This is a genomic window from Enterobacter cloacae complex sp. P27C (assembly GCF_014895705.1).
Taxonomy (GTDB): Bacteria; Pseudomonadota; Gammaproteobacteria; order Enterobacterales; family Enterobacteriaceae; genus Enterobacter; species Enterobacter bugandensis.
In genome coordinates, this window is the sequence record NZ_JADBQB010000009.1 from 1 (window position 1) to 20,220 (window position 20,220).

Below are 20,220 nucleotides of genomic sequence, written 5' to 3' on the forward strand. Positions count from 1 at the left end.
TGCCGAACTCAGAAGTGAAACGCCGTAGCGCCGATGGTAGTGTGGGGTCTCCCCATGTGAGAGTAGGGAACTGCCAGGCATCAAATAAGTGAAGAGGCCATCCGAAAGGATGGCCTTTTTGCGTTTCTGCGCTGCACAAACTAATCCCCCAACGCCCTGCTTATACGGTAAACTACCTGCGTTTTTGCATCAGGATAGCGTCTATGAACCACTCCCTTAAGCCCTGGAATACCTTTGGCATTCAACGTAATGCTAATCAAATTGTACGTGCCGATACTGCACAGCAGCTGCTGGATGCATGGCAAAGCGCAACAGAAAATAACGAACCCGTACTGATTCTGGGCGAAGGAAGCAATGTCCTGTTTCTCGACGATTTCGCGGGAACGGTGATCGTTAACCGCATCATGGGCATTGGTGTGGAAGAGCATGCCGATAGCTGGCATCTGCACGTGGGGGCCGGAGAAAACTGGCATCAGCTGGTGCAATTTACCCTCGAAAAAGGGATGCCGGGTCTGGAAAACCTGGCGCTTATACCAGGCTGCGCCGGATCGTCACCCATCCAAAACATCGGTGCCTACGGCATCGAACTGAAACATGTCTGTGAATATGTCGACTGCATCGAACTGGCGACCGGAACGGCTAAGCGCTTAACGGCAGAACAGTGTCGGTTTGGCTATCGTGACAGTATCTTCAAGCATGAATATCAGGATCGCTACGTGATTGTCGCCGTGGGCCTGCGTCTGCCAAAGAACTGGCAGCCGGTGCTGACCTATGGCGATTTAACGCGTCTCGATCCGGCAACCGTCACTCCCCGCGACGTATTTGACTCAGTTTGCCATATGCGAATGACCAAACTTCCCGATCCGAAAGTAAACGGAAATGCAGGAAGCTTCTTCAAAAATCCGGTAATTAGCAGCGAAAATGCAAAAGCCTTTCTTGAAGGATGGCCCACTGCGCCACATTATCCTCAGGCAGATGGCAGCGTGAAGCTGGCCGCTGGCTGGCTGATCGATCAATGCCAGTTAAAAGGCACGTCCGTAGGTGGCGCTGCCGTTCACCAGCAGCAGGCTCTGGTACTGATTAATCAACGCGATGCGACCAGCGATGATGTTGTACAGCTGGCGCATTATGTTCGTCAACGTGTGGGCGAAAAGTTTAACGTCTGGCTGGAGCCAGAAGTCCGCTTCATTGGCCGCACAGGTGAAGTGAATGCCGTGGAGACCATTGCGTGAAGGACAATACCATTCCATTAACCCTGATTAGCATCCTTGCTGACGGGGAGTTTCACTCTGGCGAACAGCTGGGCGAGCAGCTGGGCATGAGCCGTGCCGGCATTAACAAGCATATCCAGACGCTTCGCGACTGGGGCGTCGATGTGTTCACGGTGCCGGGAAAAGGCTACAGCCTGCCGGAGCCAATTCAATTGCTGAATGAAGACGTCATCCGCAGCCAGCTTGGACACGGCAACGTTGCGGTGCTGCCGGTGATTGATTCGACGAACCAGTACCTTATGGATCGGCTGAGCGAACTCTCGTCCGGCGATGCCTGTGTTGCTGAATACCAGCAGGCCGGTCGTGGCCGTCGCGGTCGCAAATGGTTCTCGCCATTTGGCGCCAATCTCTATCTGTCCATGTACTGGCGTCTGGAGCAGGGGCCTGCCGCAGCCATTGGCCTGAGTCTGGTCATTGGTATCGTCATGGCGGAAGTGCTGCACGATCTGGGTGCCGATCGGGTCCGCGTTAAGTGGCCAAACGATCTGTACCTTAACGATCGTAAACTTGCCGGTATTCTGGTCGAACTGACGGGTAAAACCGGTGATGCGGCGCAAATTGTTATTGGCGCGGGCCTCAATATGGTGATGCGTACTGTCCAGGATGACGTGGTGAATCAGGCCTGGACCAATCTTCAGGAGGCGGGGATTGTCATCGATCGTAACACCCTTGCCGTGCGCATGATTAAAGAGCTGCGCAGTTCACTCACGCTTTTTGAACAGGAAGGCCTGGCACCGTTCCTGTCTCGTTGGGAAAAGCTGGATAACTTCATCAACCGTCCGGTGAAGCTGCTGATTGGTGATAAAGAGATTTACGGCATTTCCCGCGGTATTGACGCACAGGGCGCGCTGCTTCTGGAGCAGGATGGCGCGATCAAGCCCTGGGTGGGCGGTGAGATTTCCCTGCGAAGCGCCGAATAACCGGATGGAGTAAACGATGCGAAAATCCGTCTGCGCTACCCTGGCATTTAACGATGGGGCAGCCTTCCGTAGAGCCCGAAATCACCTCTAAAGACGACGACGATTCGGCAAGTCTGAAAATGCAGGTGTGGATTTCAGCGCAATAATGACGCACTGACTATCCCCTCTCCCCTGTGGGAAGAGGGGGAAATCAGTTACTGCGGATACGGTACCCAGTCCCCGCCGTTCAGGCGAACGTACGGTTTGTTCTGATACTGAATCACCACCGCGTTGGCGTTCTCGGAGACTTCTGCCGTTTGCGGCAGGTTGCTGGTGAGCTGATCCCAGTTCACGCTATCTTCCACAAACAGCTTCCCGTCAACGGCGCGGGCAACCAGTTCTGAAATCGCCAGATAGCTGCTTGGCTGGGTAATCTCAATTGGTGCGCCCTGGTGCGGTGCCTTCATACCAAAGAATTTAATGCCTGCAGGCACGTTGGTAATGGACGGGCTTGGGATATCGCGCAGACCGGATACCTGCATTCTGTCGCCTTTCAGCGCGCCACCGTGCTCAGGTACCACGACCACCATCACTTTACGGCCAGATTTTTCCAGCTCCGTGAAGAACGCGTCCAGCTCGTCGAAGAATTTCTGCGCCCGCACTTTGTAATCCGCCGTTTTACTCACCCCCGGGAAGTGGTTACCGTCGTGAAGCGGCAGGGTGTTATAGAACGTTGCACTGCGCGGATTACTGTCTTTTTCGATGGTCTGCAGCCAGCGCTGCAGCACGGCGGTATCGTCATAAACCGGCGAGCCATCGAAGCCCAGCAGCGTAACGGGAAGACCGGTTTGATCCATCAGTGGCGCCTGCATGCCACCCTGTTCACGTACCTCTTTCAGGAAGTTACCGAACTGACCGTTATGCCCCAGCATCAGGTGCTGCGTAAAGCCCAGCTTCGCGAGATTATCGAACAAATAACACTGGTTGCCAGCGGGCTGATACAGGTTTTTATGCGATGCCTGACCGCAGCTTGCTCGCAGCAGGCGGATTGCCGCCGGGCCGCTGTATGAGGTGGCAGAGTTAAAATCTTTAAACTGGATGTCAAAGTGGGACCACAGCGGGTGAGACATCAAACCGGCGGCATCCACGTCGGCCCAGGAGAGGGAACAGATGTTAATCACCAGCAGCTCAAACGGCTGTGCATCGGCTGGCAGCGCATCCGGGAATTTCGTCTGTCGCTTATCTTCAGCGGTATAGAAGCTGGAGAGCCAGGCATTAAGATTGGTGGAGGTCGGCGGTGCAGTCTGCGTTGGAATATCGCCCACCACCGGCGTATCGCCTGCCGTTGTAACGGTAGCCGCTGCGCTTCCTCCCGTCGTGGTCACCGTTGTCGTCGGCTGGCCGGCAGGCCACAGCGAAAAGCTTGGCCCCGCCAGCGTCAGCACGTTAAGCCAGATCATAATGGCGACGACAAACACCGTGACGCGGATCCACTGAGACAGGAACAGCCAGGCAACCAGCAGGACAAAGACGGCGCCAATCATCTGCCAGTTAATGAAACGCTCAACCAGGTCAAGCATATAGTCTGCGCTGAAGCCCGCGACCTGCGATCCCTGGCTCATTATGCTTTCCGGACCAGGCAGCCAGGTATCGTGCCAGAACAGCGCAAAGCCGATGGGGATGGCCACCCAATGGCGTAAACGATGCAGCCTGATGTTCGGCAGAGGCATCAGCAGGAAGGCCATAAACACCAGGTTAAGCAGGGGATGGAAATTCAGATAACCTGCCCAAAGCAGGCCAAACTTCACCAGAAAGTAGAAGTTCCAGCCGGAAAGGCCGCGCCAGTATTGCCAGAGCGGCGAGGGTGACGAAGCGGTATAGGAAGAATTAGTCATGTTTACGGTCTGCCTTGACGTGTGATGCCCGTGTCAGTGTTCCGGCTGGTTTTACATAGCGAGGTTTTACAAACATCACTCTGGCCGTATCACGGATACGGCGTATGGAATGGCGTGCATAGTAGCCAAGCGGGAAAAAGATCAGCGCGCAGAATACGACCAGTTGGATGATATCGCTGATATTCATGATGGTGCGTTCTCCCCGTTCTCAGTTAATAAGCGAAGGGGTTCCGGAACCCGACGCCAGACATGTCCGTCATGTCTGGCATTGAGGAGCGGTTTTACATCGCTCGTGATTGCGAGCGGTTTAACCCATTGTTCAGGCTGGAGAGCGCGCATTTGCACCAGCTCTGCGCTGATAGCATTATCTTCGAACCAAATCATACGGTTCGAGAAAATATCCCCGGTAGGCAGGGGGAAGATGTGGTTAAGCGCGGTATCAAGATCGTTGACCCGGCAAAACGACAAAAACAGCACCAGGCGATTGTCGCCAATGGTCATGATGTCCCCTGTACGGTTCGGGCGACACAGGGTGAGCGCCTGCTCAACGCGAATGCCCGGGACCGGCCGCAGGGCAACCATAACCCCTTTCCCGTCCGCCGGAAGTAACGTGTTGCTCATCATGTTGCCGACGGCATCGCAGAACGTATCCCATTTCTGGTAGCCACGCAGCTTCATCGGCTGGGTCATGGAGAGCAGCGTGGAGATATCTTCCGGTACATGGCGACTGAACTGCTGACCCTGAACGCTTTCAATAAGCGTCAGGCAGCGTGACAGTGGCGCATTCCAGGGGATAACCATATTTGCCCCGCAGCCCAGAAGCAGACGCTCATCGGTAGCGCGCAGGCTGGTATTATTTTCGCGCACCACAATTTTTAACGCGCTGCCGCGCTGGCGGCGCAGGGTGTGAATTTGTCTCGCCAGCGTTTCAATCTGATTATTCTGCATCAACGAGAAAACGAGGGTGGCTGCCTGGGTGGTACGGGCTTCATGAAAAAGCGCTTCGTTAGACTCAAACAGTGTCCAGTTTTCCGAAAGCGCGGGCGCGCCCTCTAAAACCGCAATATGGCTCAGGATGCGCTTTTCATCGCTGCGCGGCTGCACCACGGTTTCTTCCTGCTGTGCCAGGTGCCATTTCCCCTCAATATGTTTAAGAGTCAGCTGTTGCCTGGCGCTCACGCCCTTTTCATTGCACCAGAAGGCAATATCGTAGAGATAGCTGCCTGCCTGGTCACGAAGACTTGCCAGCCCGAACAGGGAGCGATATTCGCCCATCAAAAGTGAGAACAGCTTGTCATTATTACTGCCGGGGTTGACGACCAATAGCGTGCAATTTTGAAACTTTGCCCATTTATTGATTTTTTCCAGCCACGACAGCAGTTTTTCAGCAGGAATATTTTGCAGTATGTTATTTGCACATTTAAGAATCACTAAATAGTGATCCGGATCTATAGAGCACTGAACGTCGCGGGACAAAAAGTATAGACTATCCGCTTCCGCTGACATAGAAAACAAACGTACTTTCTGGGGGCCGCTGTCGCTTTCCAGCGTAATTATTTTCTTCGGCTCTTCGCCCATGCTAATGACGGCCACGCGGGAATCCTTATCCTGAGCGGCAATTGTCTGGTTTACCAGGCTGATAGCGTCTTCATTACGATCCGTATTAATCCACCAGACTCCACCGACTGGCATGTGGCTCAATTCGTCCCATAATGACTGGATGCCAATAGAAAATATGGAGTCCACGATGTCCCTCTTTTCGTCTAATTTGCCTGTATCTCAGTTTACTAGCGAAAGCGTAGAAATAAACCTAACATTGAAATTAAAGAACATCAGATTTAGCATGTAAATGAAATTTGTCAGGGCAGGATGCCCCGCAACTTCCGAGCGTGCGATTTTCCTCAAAGGGATGGAATAAGAATGGATAATAACGAACCTGCAACCCCAGTCGACTCGACTCTGGGTTACACATTCCAAAACGATTTTCTGGCGCTGGCGCAGGCCTTTTCTCTACCTGAAATAGATTACACCGATATTTCCCAGCGGGAACAGTTGGCTGCTGCTATTAAACGCTGGCCGTTATTAGCTGAATTCGCCCATCAACATTAAGGGAGCCATTGATGGCCATACTCGGATTACAGGGCGTCCGTGGCGGTGTGGGTACCACATCTGTTACCGCGGCGCTGGCGTGGTCATTACAGCTTTTAGGTGAATCGGTGCTGGTGATTGACGCCTGCGCCGATAATTTGCTGCGTATGTCGTTCAACGTCGATTTCACTCGCGAAGAGGGCTGGGCCCGCGCGCTGCTTGATGACAAAGACTGGCGGGATGCGGGGCTACGCTATACCTCCCAGCTGGATTTACTGCCTTTTGGCCAACTGACCACCACAGAACGCGAGAATGAAGCCGCCTATCAGCGTCTGTTTTCGCAGTTCACGCTTGCGCTGCAGAGCCTGAAAGAAAAGGGGCACTACCAGTGGATCCTGCTGGATCTGCCGCACGGCGCCGGGACGCTGACCCGGCAGCTCATCGCCAAGTGCGATCATGTACTTTCCGTGGTGAACGTCGATGCGAACTGCCATATTCGCCTGCATCAGCAGGGACTGCCTCAGAACGCGCATCTCCTGATTAACGATTTACGTATCGGTAGCCAAATCCAGGACGATCTCTATCAGGTGTGGCTGCAAAGCCAGCGCCGCCTGCTTCCCATTGTGATTCATCGGGATGAGGGGATGGCGGAATGCCTCGCCTCCAAGCAGCCGCTGGGCGAATACCGCAGCGACTCGCTGGCAGCAGAAGAGATCCTGACGTTGGCGAACTGGTGTCTGCTGAACTTCGCCAGCAAGGCGGAGCCTGCCGGGAGTTCGGTATGAGTCGACTCGCCAGCTGGCTTCTCATCCCGCCGGTCAGTTCGCGTTTGAGCGATCATTACCGTCACTTTCGCCGGCATGGTGCTCCGGCATTCAGCGCCGCGCTCGGCTGTTTCTGGCTGATTCTGGCCTGGACGTTCATTCCACTCGAGCACCCGCGCTGGCAGCGCATCCGTGCGCGTCACGGCGAATTATACCCACACATTAACCCCGACCGACCACGGCCTTTGGACCCGGCGCGCTATCTTATTCAGGCCGTCTGGCTGGCAATATCGTCATCCCGAACGGAGAAAATAACGCCGCACTGGCGCAGCTATTCCCGCGTACAGCAGTTACGTGAACGCTATCACCAGTGGCTGGATAAACTGCCCGCTAGCGTCAGCGATAAGACCAGCCATCTGGATAACCATAAAGAGCTTGGGCATCTCCACCCAGGCTTGCGGCGTTTTATTCTCGGCGTGATTGTCGTGTTCTCGCTCATTCTGGCGCTGGTCTGTATTACGCAACCTTTCAACCCGCTGGCGCAGTTCATCTTCCTGATCCTGCTGTGGGGCGTGGCGTTGCTGGTTCGTCGTATTCCGGGCCGTTTCTCGGCGCTGATGCTGATTGTGCTGTCGCTGACGGTTTCCTGCCGCTACATCTGGTGGCGTTACACCTCAACGCTGAACTGGGACGACCCGGTCAGCCTGGTGTGCGGTCTGGTGCTGCTCTTTGCTGAGACCTACGCGTGGATTGTGCTGGTGCTAGGCTATTTCCAGGTGATCTGGCCGCTCAACCGCCAGCCGGTTCCGCTGCCTAAAGACACCACGCAGTGGCCGACCGTCGATCTCTTCGTCCCGACCTACAACGAAGACCTGAGCGTGGTGAAAAACACCATCTATGCCGCGCTGGGCATCGACTGGCCGAAAGATAAGCTCAAAGTCTGGATCCTGGATGACGGCAACCGTCCGGCGTTTCGCCAGTTTGCGGAAGAGGTCGGCGTTGAGTACATCGCCCGCCCGACTCACGAGCACGCGAAGGCCGGGAATATCAACAACGCCCTGAAGTATGCCTCCGGGGAGTTCGTCTCGATTTTTGACTGTGACCACGTGCCGACGCGCTCGTTCCTGCAGATGACCATGGGCTGGTTCCTGAAAGAGAAAGAGCTGGCGATGATGCAGACGCCGCACCACTTCTTCTCGCCGGACCCGTTTGAACGTAACCTTGGCCGCTTCCGCAAAACCCCGAACGAAGGCACGCTGTTCTATGGGCTGGTGCAGGACGGGAACGACATGTGGGATGCCACCTTCTTCTGCGGCTCCTGCGCGGTTATCCGCCGTAAGCCGCTGGATGAAATCGGCGGAATAGCCGTTGAAACGGTAACGGAAGATGCGCATACCTCGCTGCGCCTGCACCGTCGGGGCTATACCTCTGCCTATATGCGTATCCCTCAGGCCGCCGGTCTGGCGACGGAATCTCTCTCGGCGCACATTGGTCAGCGTATTCGCTGGGCGCGCGGCATGGTGCAGATTTTCCGCCTCGATAACCCGCTGATAGGCAAAGGGCTCAAGCTGGCGCAACGTCTCTGCTACGTCAACGCCATGTTCCACTTCTTGTCCGGCATCCCGCGGCTGATCTTCCTGACCGCGCCGCTGGCGTTCCTGCTCCTTCACGCCTATATCATTTACGCCCCCGCGCTGATGATTGCGCTGTTCGTTCTGCCGCACATGATCCACGCGAGCCTGACGAACTCGAAGATTCAGGGCAAATACCGGCACTCCTTCTGGAGTGAAATCTACGAAACGGTGCTGGCGTGGTACATCGCGCCGCCGACGATGGTCGCGCTGATTAACCCGCACAAAGGGAAATTCAACGTCACCGCGAAGGGCGGTCTGGTGGAAGAAGAGTACGTCGACTGGGTGATCTCCCGCCCGTATATCTTCCTCGTGCTGCTGAATATTGTCGGCGTGATCGCCGGTATCTGGCGCTACTTCTACGGCCCGGAAAACGAAATCCTGACCGTCTTTGTAAGTATGGCCTGGGTGTTCTACAACCTGATTATCCTCGGCGGCGCGGTGGCGGTATCGGTAGAGAGTAAACAGGTTCGTCGCGCGCATCGCGTTGAAATCTGCATGCCTGCGGCAATCGCCCGTGAAGATGGTCACCTCTTCTCCTGTACGGTGCACGACTTCTCTGACGGTGGCCTGGGGATCAAAATCAACGGCCAGGCGAAAGTGCTGGAAGGGCAGAAGGTTAACCTGCTGCTTAAGCGCGGTCAGCAGGAGTATGTCTTCCCGACGCAGGTTGTGCGTGTGGCAGGCAGTGAAGTGGGTCTGCAGCTGATGCCGTTGACCAAAAAGCAACACATTGATTTTGTGCAGTGTACGTTTGCCCGTGCGGATACATGGGCTCTCTGGCAGGACAGCTTCCCGGAAGATAAACCTCTGGAAAGCCTGCTGGATATTCTGAAGCTGGGGTTCCGTGGCTATCGTCACCTTGCAGAATTTGCCCCGTCGTCGGTGAAATTAATTTTCCGGTCACTTACTTCGCTGGTTTCCTGGGTCGTGTCGTTCATTCCTCGTCGTCCCGAGCGGGATGAGACGAAGCAGGCGGACCCGGTTATGGCTCAACAATGATGATAACGCGATGAAAACAAAACTTTCCTGGTTATGTGCAGTGGCAATGGGAGTGAGTGCACTTCCCGCAACAATGGCTAACGCAGCACCCGGTAACGCAGCGGCGACGCCTGCGCCGACGGTACCTGTCGTCGCGCAGGCAACCGATCCGGTTGTTACGGCGGCACCCGGTCAAACAGAAAACATCATTCCGAACCAGCCAACGGAGGGGAACACCCTGCCGGCCGTGAATCCGGTCATCGGGCAGGTGATGCCGGGCGTGCGGGGGGCTAACGCGCCCGTTGTCGCGGATAATGTGCCGTCGCGGGACGTGAAGCTGACCTTCGCGCAAATTGCGCCGCCGCCGGGCAGCATGGTGCTGCGCGGCGTCAACCCTAACGGCAGCATTGAATTTGGTATGCGCAGCGATGAGGTTGTTTCAAATGCGGTACTGAACCTTGAATACACCCCGTCGCCATCCCTGCTGCCGACGCAGTCTCAGCTGAAGGTCTACCTGAACGATGAACTGATGGACGTTCTGCCGGTGACCAAAGAGCAGCTGGGTAAGAAAACACAGGCGCAGGTGCCGATTAACCCGCTGTTCATCACCGACTTTAACCGTATCCGTCTGGAGTTTGTTGGTCACTACCGCGATGTCTGCGAAAACCCCGCCAGCAACACGCTGTGGCTGGACGTCGGGCGTAACTCCTCGCTGCAGATGACCTACCAGCCGCTGGCGCTGAAAAACGATCTGTCGGCGTTCCCGGTTCCGTTCTTCGACCCGCGTGATAACCGTCCGCTCACGCTGCCGATGGTGTTTGCATCGTCCCCTGACGTGACCGAGCAGCTGGCGGCGACCATTGTGGCCTCCTGGTTTGGCTCCCGCTCCGGCTGGCGCGGTCAGAACTTCCCGGTGATGTATGACAAAATGCCGGACAGGAACGCGATTGTCTTTGCAACCAACGCGAAGCGTCCGGGCTTCCTGCGCGACCACCCGGAAGTCAAAGCGCCAACCATTGAGATGGTAAGCCACCCGGATAACCCGTACGTGAAGCTGCTGGTGGTCTTTGGTCGTGATGATAAAGATCTGGTCCAGGCCGCGAAGGCGATTGCTCAGGGCAACGTCCTTTTCCGCGGCAACAGCGTGGTGGTGGACGAAGTTAAGCCGCTGCTGGCGCGTAAACCTTATGACGCGCCAAACTGGGTGCGTACCGACCGCGCCGTGACGTTTGGTGAACTGAAAACCTATGAAGAGCAGCTGCAGGCGTCCGGGCTGGAGCCATCGCCGATTAGCCTGTCGCTGAACCTGCCGCCGGATCTGTACCTGCTGCGCACCAACGGCATTGATATCAATCTCAACTACCGCTATACCGCGCCGGCGACGAAAGACAGCTCGCGCATGGATATCAGCCTGAACAACCAGTTCCTACAATCGTTCAGCTTGCAAAGTACCCAAGACACCAACCGTCTGATGCTCCGCCTGCCGGTGCTGCAGGGGCTGCTGGACGGTAAAACGGACGTCTCTATTCCGGCGCTGAAGCTTGGCGCGATCAACCAGCTGCGTTTTGATTTCCAGTACATGAACCCGATGCCTGGCGGTTCGGTGGATAACTGCATCACCTTCCAGCCGGTACAAAACCACGTTGTGATCGGCGATGAGTCGACCATCGACTTCTCGAAGTACTACCATTTCCTGGCGATGCCGGATCTGCGTGCCTTTGCTAACGCGGGTTTCCCGTTCAGCCGCATGGCCGATCTCTCTGAATCCATTGTGGTGATGCCAAAAGCGCCAAACGAAGGCCAGGTGACGACCCTGCTCGACACCATGGCAACCGTAGGCGCGCAAACCGGATTACCGGCAGTTAACGTCACGTTGACGGACGATGGCAGTCAGATCCAGAACAAAGATGCGGATATCATGGTGATCGGCACCATCCCGGACAAGCTGAAGGATGAAAAACGTATCGACCTGCTGGTGAAAGCCACCGAGTCGTGGGTTAACACGCCGCTTCGCCAGACCGAGTTCCCAAGCATTATGCCGGACGTGAACGACCGTAAGGCCAGCGCGCAGACGGCCGTAACCTCTCAGGGGGCGATGGCTGCGGTGGTGGGCTTCCAGTCTCCTTACAACGATCAGCGTAGCGTGATAGCCCTGCTGGCGGACAGCCCGCGTGGCTATGAACTGCTGAATACCGCGATGAACGACAGCGGCAAACGTGCCGCGATGTTTGGTTCTGTGTCGGTGATCCGCGAGTCCGGTGTCAACAGCCTGCGCGTGGGTGATGTGTATTACGTCGGCCATCTGCCGTGGTTCGAGCGCCTGTGGTATGCGCTGTCGAACCATCCGGTTCTGCTCGCCATCCTGGCTGCGGTCAGCGTGGTCTTGCTGGCATGGGTGCTGTGGCGTCTGCTGCGCATCATCAGCCGTCGTCGCCTTAACCCGGATGAGTAAGACGTGATGAAAGCCTTTCGCTGGTGTGTAGTCGCAGCGTTGATGCTGGCGGCGATCCCTCTTCGCGCCGCCTGTACCTGGCCTGCCTGGGAGCAGTTTAAAAAGGATTACATCAGCGAGGGCGGGCGCGTCATCGATCCGAGCGACACGCGCAAAATTACAACGTCGGAAGGGCAAAGCTATGCGTTGTTCTTTGCCCTGGCCGCTAACGATCGCAAGGCGTTTGACCAGCTGCTGACGTGGACGCGCGATAACCTCGCCAGTGGCAATCTCAACGATCGTCTGCCCGCCTGGCTCTGGGGACAGAAAGACAAAGAAAACTGGGGGGTGATTGATACCAACTCCGCCTCAGATGCCGATGTCTGGATTGCCTGGTCGCTGCTCGAAGCGGGCCGGTTATGGAAAGACCCGGACTATACCCAAACGGGCAAGGCACTGCTAAAACGCATTGCCAGCGAGGAAGTAGTGAAAGTGCCGGGGCTCGGCTCAATGCTGCTTCCCGGTAAAGTTGGTTTTGCCGAAGAAAACGCCTGGCGCTTTAACCCCAGCTACCTTCCTCCACAGTTAGCGAGCTATTTCACCCGCTACGGTGCCCCGTGGACCACGCTGCGTGAAACCAATCTGCGGCTGCTACTGGAAAGCGCGCCGAAGGGATTCTCGCCGAACTGGGTGCAGTATCAGAAAAACAAAGGCTGGCAGCTACAGCAGGATAAAACGCTGGAAGGGGGGTATGACGCCATCCGTGTCTACCTTTGGGTGGGCATGATGAGCGATAAAGATCCTCAAAAAGCCCGGCTGCTGACGCGCTTCCAGCCGATGGCGGCAAAGACAATTAAACAGGGCGTGCCGCCGGAGAAAGTGGATGTGGCGACGGGTAAACACACCGGCAATGGCCCGGTCGGGTTCTCTGCCGCGATGCTGCCGTTTTTACAGCAGCGCGATGCCCAGGCGGTTCAGCGCCAGCGCGTGGCAGACCATTTTCCCGATAACAATGCCTACTACAGCTATGTATTGACTCTTTTTGGTCAGGGATGGGATCAGCATCGTTTTCGCTTCACCGCTAAGGGTGAATTAATACCGGATTGGGGCCAGGAATGCGCAAGTTCACAGTAAATCTACTCACTCTATCGCTTGGGCTGGCACTGATGCCGCTGGCGCAGGCCGTTAACTCTCCGCAGCAGAAACAGCTGCTGGAGCAGGTTCGGCTGGGCGAATCGACCCATCGCGAGGATTTGGTTCGTCAGTCGCTCTACCGTCTTGAGCTGATCGATCCGAACAACCCTGACGTCATTGCCGCCCGCTTTCGCTACCTGCTGCGCCAGGGCGATAACGCCGGAGCGCAAAAAGAGCTGGACCGCCTGAAGGGGATCGCCCCTGACTCCGGCGCGTACCAGTCCTCACGCAATACCATGCTGCTTTCCACCCCGGATGGCCGCCAGCAGCTTCAGCAGGCGCGCTTACTCGCTACGACAGGGCACACGCAGGAGGCGATTGCCGCCTATGACAAGCTCTTTGGCGGCAACCCGCCGGGCGGCGACGTGGCGACGGAATACTGGAATGTGGTGGCGAAAGATCCTGCCCGTCGCAATGCGGCCATTAACCAGCTGAAAAAAATAAACAGCAGCAGCCCTGGGAATACGCAGCTCCAGACGACGCTGGCCCAGCTTCTGTTCCAGAGCGGACGCCGTGATGAAGGCTTTGCGGTGCTGCAGGAGATGGCTAAATCCACCGGCGGCCGCGGCCAGGCCTCTGACATGTGGTATGAGCAGATCAAAGACCAGCCAGCCAGCAGCGCCAGCGTCACCGCGCTGCAAAAATACCTGACCGTCTTCAGCGACGGCGATAGCGTCGCGGCGGCGCGCGCCCAGCTTGAGGCACAGCAAAAGCAGCTCGCTGACCCGGCGTTCCGCGCGAAAGCGGAAGGGCTGGCGGCAGTGGATGCCGGGCAGGGGAGTAAGGCGGTGGCGGAGCTGCAAAAAGCCGTAAGCGCCAACCATGCCGACAGTGAAGCGGTGGGGGCTCTGGGGCAGGCCTATTCCCAGAAAGGCGACCGCGCCCGCGCGGTGGCACAGTTTGAAAAGGCGATTGCCCTCGATCCGCAGAGCGATAACCGCGGTAAATGGGACAGCTTGCTGAAGGTTAACCGCTACTGGCTGCTGATCCAGCAGGGGGATGCGGCGCTGAAGGCGAATAACCCGGCGCAGGCGGAGCGTTACTATCAGCAGGCGCGCAACGTCGACAATACCGACAGCTATGCGGTGCTGGGGCTGGGAGATGCTGCCGCCGCGCGTAAAGATAACGACGCGGCGGAGCGTTATTACCGCCAGGCGTTACGTATGGACAGCGGCAACAGCAATGCGGTTCGCGGCCTTGCCAATGTTTACCGCGTGCAGTCCCCGGAGAAAGCCTCGCAGTTTATCCAGTCGCTCTCTGCCAGCCAGCGCAGGAGTATTGATGATATTGAGCGTAGCCTGACTAACGAGCAGCTTTCCGCCCAGGCAGAACAGCTGGAGAGTCAGGGGAAATACGCTCAGGCGGCAGAAATTCAGCGTCGCCGTCTGGCACTCTCGCCCGGTGACGTCTGGATAACGTATCGTCTCTCGCGCGATCTCTACAGCGCGGGCCAGCGCAGCCAGGCGGATACCCTGATGCGCCAGCTTGCCAGCCAGAAACCGTCTGACCCGGAGCAGGTGTATGCCAACGGGCTCTACCTGTCCGGAAACGATCAGGACCGGGCCGCGCTGGCGCATCTGAATACCCTGCCGCGCAGCCAGTGGAACGGCAACATTCAGGAACTTGCCGACCGTCTGCAAAGCAATCAGGTGCTGGAAACCGCCAACCGCCTGCGCGACAGCGGCAAAGAGCAGGAGGCGGAAAATCTTCTGCGTCAGCAGCCTGCCTCCACCCGCATCGACCTGACGCTGGCGGACTGGGCGCAGCAGCGTGGCGATCTGAACGCGGCGAAAACGACGTACAGCGCCGTCCTGCAGCGTGAGCCGCAGAACGAAGACGCGATCCTCGGTCTGACCGAAATTTACAGCGCGGAAGGTAACAAAGATGCCGCCCGTGCGGAGCTCGCGAAACTGCCCGCCGCGCAAAACGGCCAGCCGCTGTCGCTCAATATGCAGCGCCGGATCGCGATGGCGCAGGCAGGTCTGGGCGATTCCGCTGCCGCAGAACAGACCTTCAGCAAAATCATTCCGCAGGCTAAATCGCAGCCCGCCTCCATGGAAAGCGCGCTGGTGCTGCGTGATGCTGCCCGCTTCCAGACGCAAAACGGCCAGCCGCAGCAGGCGCTGGAGACGTATAAAGATGCGATGGTGTCGTCCGGCATCACCACGACGCGTCCGGTGGACAATGACAGTTTCACCCGTCTGACGCGTAACGATGAAAAAGATGACTGGCTGAAGCGCGGCGTGCGCAGTGACGCCGGTGATTTGTACCGTCAGCAGGATATTAACGTCACGCTGCAGCACGACTACTGGGGCTCCAGCGGCACGGGCGGCTATTCCGACCTGAAAGCGCATACCACCATGCTCCAGGTGGACGCCCCGCTCTCTGACGGGCGCATGTTCTTCAGAAGCGATCTGGTCAACATGGACGCCGGCACCTTTGATAACAATAACGGAACCTACGACCCTAAATGGGGGACCTGCTACGACACGCCGTGTAGCGGCAACACCAGCCAGAGCGACAGCGGCGCCAGCGTCGCCGTTGGCTGGCAGAATAAAACCTGGGCGATGGATATTGGTACCACGCCAATGGGCTTTGACGTCGTCGACGTGGTGGGCGGTATCAGCTACAGCAGCGATTTAGGCCCCATCGGCTACACCGTCAACGCCCATCGTCGGCCTATCTCCAGCTCTCTGCTGGCGTTCGCCGGGCAAAAAGATACCAATACCGGCACCACCTGGGGCGGCGTGCGCGCGACGGGCGGCGGGGTAAGCATCAGCTATGACAAAGGCGAGGCGAACGGCGTCTGGTCAAGCCTGAACGCGGAAACGCTGACCGGTAAAAATGTGGAAGATAACTGGCGCGTCCGCTGGATGACGGGTTATTACTACAAGCTCATTAATAAAAACAACGAGCGCCTGACGGTCGGTGTCTCCAATATGCTCTGGCACTACGATAAGGATCTGAGCGGCTATTCCCTCGGTCAGGGCGGCTACTACAGCCCGCAGGAGTATGTCTCCTTCGCGCTGCCGGTGACCTGGCGTAAGCGTACGGAAAACTGGTCCTGGGAGCTGGGTGGCTCGGTGTCCTGGTCCCACTCCAAAACCAAAGACGAGCTGCGTTACCCGATCCAGAGCCTGATCCCGACCGATGAGCCAGGCCGCTATACCGACCGTGGCGCGATGGAAACCGGCAGCTCCTCCTCCGGGACGGGTTATACCGCGCGGGCAATTATCGAACGCCGGGTCACCTCCAACTGGTTTGTGGGCATGGGCGTGGATATTCAGGAAGCGAAAGATTACACCCCAAGCCATGCGCTAATTTATGTGCGCTACTCTGCTGCAGGCTGGCAGGGCGATATGGACTTACCGCCGCAGCCGCTTATTCCTTACGCGGACTGGTAATCGGATTTTCCTTAATCCATTTGTAAGTCTCTCTTAATAGCGCGGCAATCGGGTATACTCAGGCGCGCCAGGTTTACACCCTGGCGCGCCCTGCGCTTCGAGTTTTGTGGAGAGTCATTTTGCGTGTCAGCCGTTCATTAACGATCAAACAAATGGCGATGGTCTCTGCCGTCACTATGCTGTTTGTACTGCTCTTCTGCGTAATTTTGCTGTTTCATTCCGTACAGCAGAATCGCTATAACACGGCTTCGCAGTTAGAAAGTATCGCCCGCTCGGTGCGCGGCCCGCTCTCCGCCTCGATCCTGAAAGGGGACATTCCCGAAGCGGAAACCATCTTAAAGCGCATTCAGCCTGCCGGGGTCGTTAGCCGCGCCGATGTCGTCTTACCCAACCAGTTCCAGGCGTTGCGGATGAGTTTTATCCCGGAGCGTCCCGTCCCGATGATGGTGATGCGCCTGTTTGAGCTGCCGGTGCAAATTTCTCTGCCTCTCTATTCGCTGGAACGTCCTGCCAATCCGCAGCCACTGGCCTACCTGGTTCTGCAGGCGGACTCGTACCGGATGTATAAATTCGTCATGAGTTGGGTGGTTACGTTAGTGACCACTTGCTTACTTATGACCCTGATCATCAGCGTAGCGCTGACGTGGTGTATAAACCGCCTCATTGTTCACCCGCTGCGCCGTATCGCCCGCGAGCTGAATGGGCTTTCGCCGCAGGATCAACTGGGGCACCAGCTTGAGCTGCCGCGTCTGCATCAAGACGATGAGATCGGTATGCTGGTGCGCAGCTACAACCTCAACCAGCAGCGCATCCAGCGTCATCAGGATGAGCTAAACAACAGCGCCACGCGCTTCCCGGTGTCGGAGCTACCTAATAAAGCGTTTCTGATGGCAATGCTGGAGCAGACCGTTGCGCGGCAGCAAACCACGGCGCTGATGGTGATTGCCTGTGAAACCCTGCAGGACACGGCGGGCGTGCTCAAGGAGAGCCAGCGTGAAATGCTGCTGCTGACGCTGGTGGAAAAGGTGAAGTCTGTCCTTGCCCCGCGCATGGTGCTGACCCAGGTCAGCGGTTACGACCTGGTGGTGATTGCCAACGGCGTGAAAGAGCCGTGGCACGCTATCACATTAGGTCAGCAAGTACTTACTGTCATAAATGAGCGGCTGCCCGTGCAGGGCATCCAGCTTCGTCCGAGCGCCAGTATCGGTATCGCCATGTACTACGGTGATTTAACGGCGGAGCAGCTGTACCGCCGCGCGTTCTCGGCGGCGTTTACTGCCCGGCGCAAAGGGAAAAATCAGATCCAGTTCTTCGACCCAGAGCAGATGGAAAAGGCGCAGCAGCGCCTGACGGAAGAGAGCGATATCCTGACCGCGCTGGATAACCGTCAGTTCGCCCTCTGGCTACAGCCGCAGGTGAATTTACAGACGGGGGAAGTGAAAAGCGCCGAGGCACTGCTCCGCCTGCAGCAGCCGGATGGCTCCTGGGAGCTGCCGGAGGGGCTGATTGAGCGCATCGAATCCTGCGGCCTGATGGTCACCGTTGGCTATTGGGTACTGGAGGAGTCCTGCCGCCAGCTTGCCGCCTGGCAGGAGCGCGGCGTAACGCTGCCGCTGTCGGTCAACTTGTCTGCCCTGCAGCTTATGCATCCGACGATGGTCTCCGAGATGCTGGAGCTGATCCACCGCTACCGGATCAAGCCTGATACGCTGACGCTGGAAGTGACGGAGAGCCGGCGCATTGACGATCCTAACGACGCGGTGGCCATCCTGAAGCCGCTGCGCAATGCCGGCATTCGCATCGCGCTGGACGATTTTGGTATGGGGTACGCCGGGCTGCGCCAGCTTCAGCACATGAAAGCCCTGCCGGTGGACGTGCTCAAAATCGATAAATCGTTTGTCGACGGGCTGCCGGAGGACAGCAGCATGGTGCAGGCCATCGTCCAGATGGCGCGCAGCCTCAAGGTGCACCTTATTGCCGAGGGGATTGAAACCGAAGCGCAACGCGTCTGGCTGGCAGAGGCGGGCGTCGAGAGCGGCCAGGGCTACCTTTTTGCCCCCGCAGTGCCGCCGGATGTCTTCGAGCAGCGATACCTTTCTGGCGCTGACCATAACGCAAAAGTGTAATTTTGTTGCTGGCTTGTGCGAGCCAGTTCAAAGTTCTTAACATTTGTGTTTCAAATTTGAACCGGGTTTATTTCTGTCCTGTTATACGGGTGTTATTTTAGAGCCGCAGGTTAACCATAACCTTACAAAGCCTGTGGTTTTTCTTCCCAAGGACACCCTATGAAAACCTCACTCTTCAAAAGTCTTTATTTCCAGGTCCTGACAGCCATCGCCATCGGTATTCTGCTGGGTCACTATTACCCGGAGCTGGGCGCGCAAATGAAACCGCTTGGCGACGCGTTCGTTAAGCTCATTAAAATGGTCATCGCCCCGGTGATCTTCTGTACGGTGGTAACGGGCATCGCTGGTATGGAAAGCATGAAGGCGGTGGGCCGTACCGGTGCAGTGGCGCTTCTCTACTTTGAAGTGGTCAGTACCCTTGCGCTGATTATTGGTCTGATCATCGTCAACGTGGTACAGCCTGGCGCGGGTATGAACGTTGATCCCTCTACGCTGGATGCCAAAGCGGTCGCGGTCTATGCCGAACAGGCGAAGGATCAGGGCGTGGTCGCCTTCCTGCTGGACGTCATCCCTGGCAGCGTCATCGGCGCCTTCGCCAGCGGAAACATTCTGCAGGTGCTGCTGTTTGCCGTGATGTTTGGCTTCGCCCTGCACCGTCTGGGCAGCAAAGGCCAGCTTATCTTCAACGTGATTGAAAGCTTCTCGCAGGTCATCTTTGGCATCATCAATATGATCATGCGCCTGGCGCCGATCGGTGCCTTCGGTGCGATGGCCTTCACCATCGGCAAGTATGGCGTTGGTACGCTGGTGCAACTGGGTCAGCTGATCATCTGCTTCTACATCACCTGTATTCTTTTCGTGGTGGTGGTGCTGGGCTCCATCGCCCGTGCGACAGGCTTCAGCATTTTCAAATTCATCCGCTACATCCGTGAAGAGCTGCTGATTGTTCTGGGGACCTCCTCTTCAGAATCGGCGCTGCCGCGTATGCTCGACAAGATGGAAAAGCTCGGGTGCCGTAAATCGGTGGTCGGCCTGGTGATCCCGACGGGGTACTCCTTTAACCTGGACGGTACCTCGATATACCTGACGATGGCGGCCGTGTTTATCGCCCAGGCGACCAACAGCCATATGGATATTTTCCATCAGATCACCCTGCTGGTGGTGCTCTTGCTGTCGTCTAAAGGGGCTGCGGGCGTGACGGGCAGCGGCTTTATCGTGCTGGCGGCCACCATTTCTGCGGTGGGGCATCTGCCGGTGGCGGGTCTGGCACTCATTCTTGGTATTGACCGCTTTATGTCTGAGGCGCGTGCCCTTACCAACCTGGTGGGTAACGGCGTGGCCACGGTGGTGGTCGCGAAATGGGTGAAAGAGCTGGATCACAAGAAGCTCAACGATACGCTGAATAATCGCGCGTCTGATAGCAAAAATCCTGGTTTAACCTCCTAATCTTGTCACAATTGCCCGCATTCCCTTGTCGGGATGCGGGCTCCTGCGCATAATAACTGTTCATACCTGTCATAATTCGACAAGATTTTT

General features: G+C 57.0%; 13 protein-coding genes. 10 read left to right on the forward strand and 3 right to left on the reverse strand.

The annotated features are described in order from the left end of the window. The first annotated feature begins 203 nt into the window (after window positions 1-203). Window positions 204-1,232 (forward strand): UDP-N-acetylmuramate dehydrogenase, encoded by a 1,029-nt coding sequence (gene murB / locus IM291_RS17925; protein WP_028014766.1) that lies wholly within the window; start codon window positions 204-206, stop codon window positions 1,230-1,232. Continuing rightward, window positions 1,229-2,191, forward strand: coding sequence for a bifunctional biotin--[acetyl-CoA-carboxylase] ligase/biotin operon repressor BirA (gene birA, locus IM291_RS17930; protein WP_047363553.1), 963 nt, complete (start codon window positions 1,229-1,231; stop codon window positions 2,189-2,191). The genes murB and birA overlap by 4 nt, the downstream gene beginning before the upstream one ends. 194 nt (window positions 2,192-2,385) lie before the next feature. Here birA and bcsG read toward each other — a convergent pair whose 3' ends face one another. The 3 genes from bcsG to bcsE are packed head-to-tail and all read right to left on the reverse strand — an operon-like array spanning window position 2,386 to window position 5,811. Continuing rightward, window positions 2,386-4,065, reverse strand: coding sequence for a cellulose biosynthesis protein BcsG (bcsG, locus tag IM291_RS17935; RefSeq protein WP_028014764.1), 1,680 nt, complete (start codon window positions 4,063-4,065; stop codon window positions 2,386-2,388). Then, the gene (bcsF, locus tag IM291_RS17940; RefSeq protein ID WP_072201618.1) at window positions 4,058-4,252 is read right to left on the reverse strand and encodes a cellulose biosynthesis protein BcsF; all 195 of its coding nucleotides are present in this window, start codon (window positions 4,250-4,252) and stop codon (window positions 4,058-4,060) included. Before bcsF ends, bcsG begins: the two co-directional genes overlap by 8 nt. Then, window positions 4,249-5,811 carry a cellulose biosynthesis c-di-GMP-binding protein BcsE gene (gene bcsE / locus IM291_RS17945; protein WP_047367232.1) on the reverse strand — a complete coding sequence of 521 codons (1,563 nt, stop codon included), beginning with the start codon at window positions 5,809-5,811 and terminating at the stop codon, window positions 4,249-4,251. Before bcsE ends, bcsF begins: the two co-directional genes overlap by 4 nt. A gap of 174 nt (window positions 5,812-5,985) precedes the next feature. Between bcsE and bcsR the strand changes: the two genes are divergently transcribed. From bcsR to IM291_RS17985, 8 genes are all read left to right on the forward strand, one after another. Then, on the forward strand, window positions 5,986-6,174 hold the full coding sequence (bcsR, locus tag IM291_RS17950) for a cellulose biosynthesis protein BcsR (RefSeq protein ID WP_028014761.1): 189 nt from the start codon (window positions 5,986-5,988) through the stop codon (window positions 6,172-6,174). An 11-nt stretch (window positions 6,175-6,185) separates the two neighbouring features. After that, window positions 6,186-6,938, forward strand: a complete 753-nt coding sequence (gene bcsQ, locus IM291_RS17955) for a cellulose biosynthesis protein BcsQ (protein WP_100171182.1) — start codon at window positions 6,186-6,188, stop codon at window positions 6,936-6,938. After that, window positions 6,935-9,550 (forward strand): UDP-forming cellulose synthase catalytic subunit, encoded by a 2,616-nt coding sequence (gene bcsA / locus IM291_RS17960; RefSeq protein ID WP_028014759.1) that lies wholly within the window; start codon window positions 6,935-6,937, stop codon window positions 9,548-9,550. Before bcsQ ends, bcsA begins: the two co-directional genes overlap by 4 nt. 10 nt (window positions 9,551-9,560) lie before the next feature. Next, window positions 9,561-11,981, forward strand: coding sequence for a cellulose biosynthesis cyclic di-GMP-binding regulatory protein BcsB (gene bcsB, locus IM291_RS17965; RefSeq protein ID WP_126345965.1), 2,421 nt, complete (start codon window positions 9,561-9,563; stop codon window positions 11,979-11,981). Window positions 11,982-11,987: 6 nt separating this feature from the next. Further along, complete coding sequence (gene bcsZ / locus IM291_RS17970) at window positions 11,988-13,094, forward strand: cellulose synthase complex periplasmic endoglucanase BcsZ (RefSeq protein WP_047363559.1); 1,107 nt, start codon at window positions 11,988-11,990, stop codon at window positions 13,092-13,094. Beyond that, window positions 13,076-16,558 (forward strand): cellulose synthase complex outer membrane protein BcsC, encoded by a 3,483-nt coding sequence (gene bcsC, locus IM291_RS17975; RefSeq protein ID WP_192987424.1) that lies wholly within the window; start codon window positions 13,076-13,078, stop codon window positions 16,556-16,558. Before bcsZ ends, bcsC begins: the two co-directional genes overlap by 19 nt. A 119-nt stretch (window positions 16,559-16,677) precedes the next feature. Continuing rightward, the gene (gene hmsP / locus IM291_RS17980) at window positions 16,678-18,684 is read left to right on the forward strand and encodes a biofilm formation regulator HmsP (RefSeq protein WP_028014755.1); all 2,007 of its coding nucleotides are present in this window, start codon (window positions 16,678-16,680) and stop codon (window positions 18,682-18,684) included. 159 nt (window positions 18,685-18,843) lie between these two features. After that, window positions 18,844-20,130, forward strand: a complete 1,287-nt coding sequence (locus IM291_RS17985; RefSeq protein ID WP_136484768.1) for a dicarboxylate/amino acid:cation symporter — start codon at window positions 18,844-18,846, stop codon at window positions 20,128-20,130. Window positions 20,131-20,220: the final 90 nt, after the last annotated feature.

Bases quoted from the DNA above. Each gene is read 5' to 3' on its own strand.
- murB (WP_028014766.1), top strand. From the start codon at position 204: ATGAACCACTCCCTTAAGCCCTGGAATACCTTTGGCATTCAACGTAAT.
- bcsG (WP_028014764.1), bottom strand. From the start codon at position 4,065: ATGACTAATTCTTCCTATACCGCTTCGTCACCCTCGCCGCTCTGGCAA.
- bcsF (WP_072201618.1), bottom strand. From the start codon at position 4,252: ATGAATATCAGCGATATCATCCAACTGGTCGTATTCTGCGCGCTGATC.
- bcsR (WP_028014761.1), top strand. From the start codon at position 5,986: ATGGATAATAACGAACCTGCAACCCCAGTCGACTCGACTCTGGGTTAC.
- bcsQ (WP_100171182.1), top strand. From the start codon at position 6,186: ATGGCCATACTCGGATTACAGGGCGTCCGTGGCGGTGTGGGTACCACA.
- bcsA (WP_028014759.1), top strand. From the start codon at position 6,935: ATGAGTCGACTCGCCAGCTGGCTTCTCATCCCGCCGGTCAGTTCGCGT.
- bcsB (WP_126345965.1), top strand. From the start codon at position 9,561: ATGAAAACAAAACTTTCCTGGTTATGTGCAGTGGCAATGGGAGTGAGT.
- bcsZ (WP_047363559.1), top strand. From the start codon at position 11,988: ATGAAAGCCTTTCGCTGGTGTGTAGTCGCAGCGTTGATGCTGGCGGCG.
- bcsC (WP_192987424.1), top strand. From the start codon at position 13,076: ATGCGCAAGTTCACAGTAAATCTACTCACTCTATCGCTTGGGCTGGCA.
- IM291_RS17985 (WP_136484768.1), top strand. From the start codon at position 18,844: ATGAAAACCTCACTCTTCAAAAGTCTTTATTTCCAGGTCCTGACAGCC.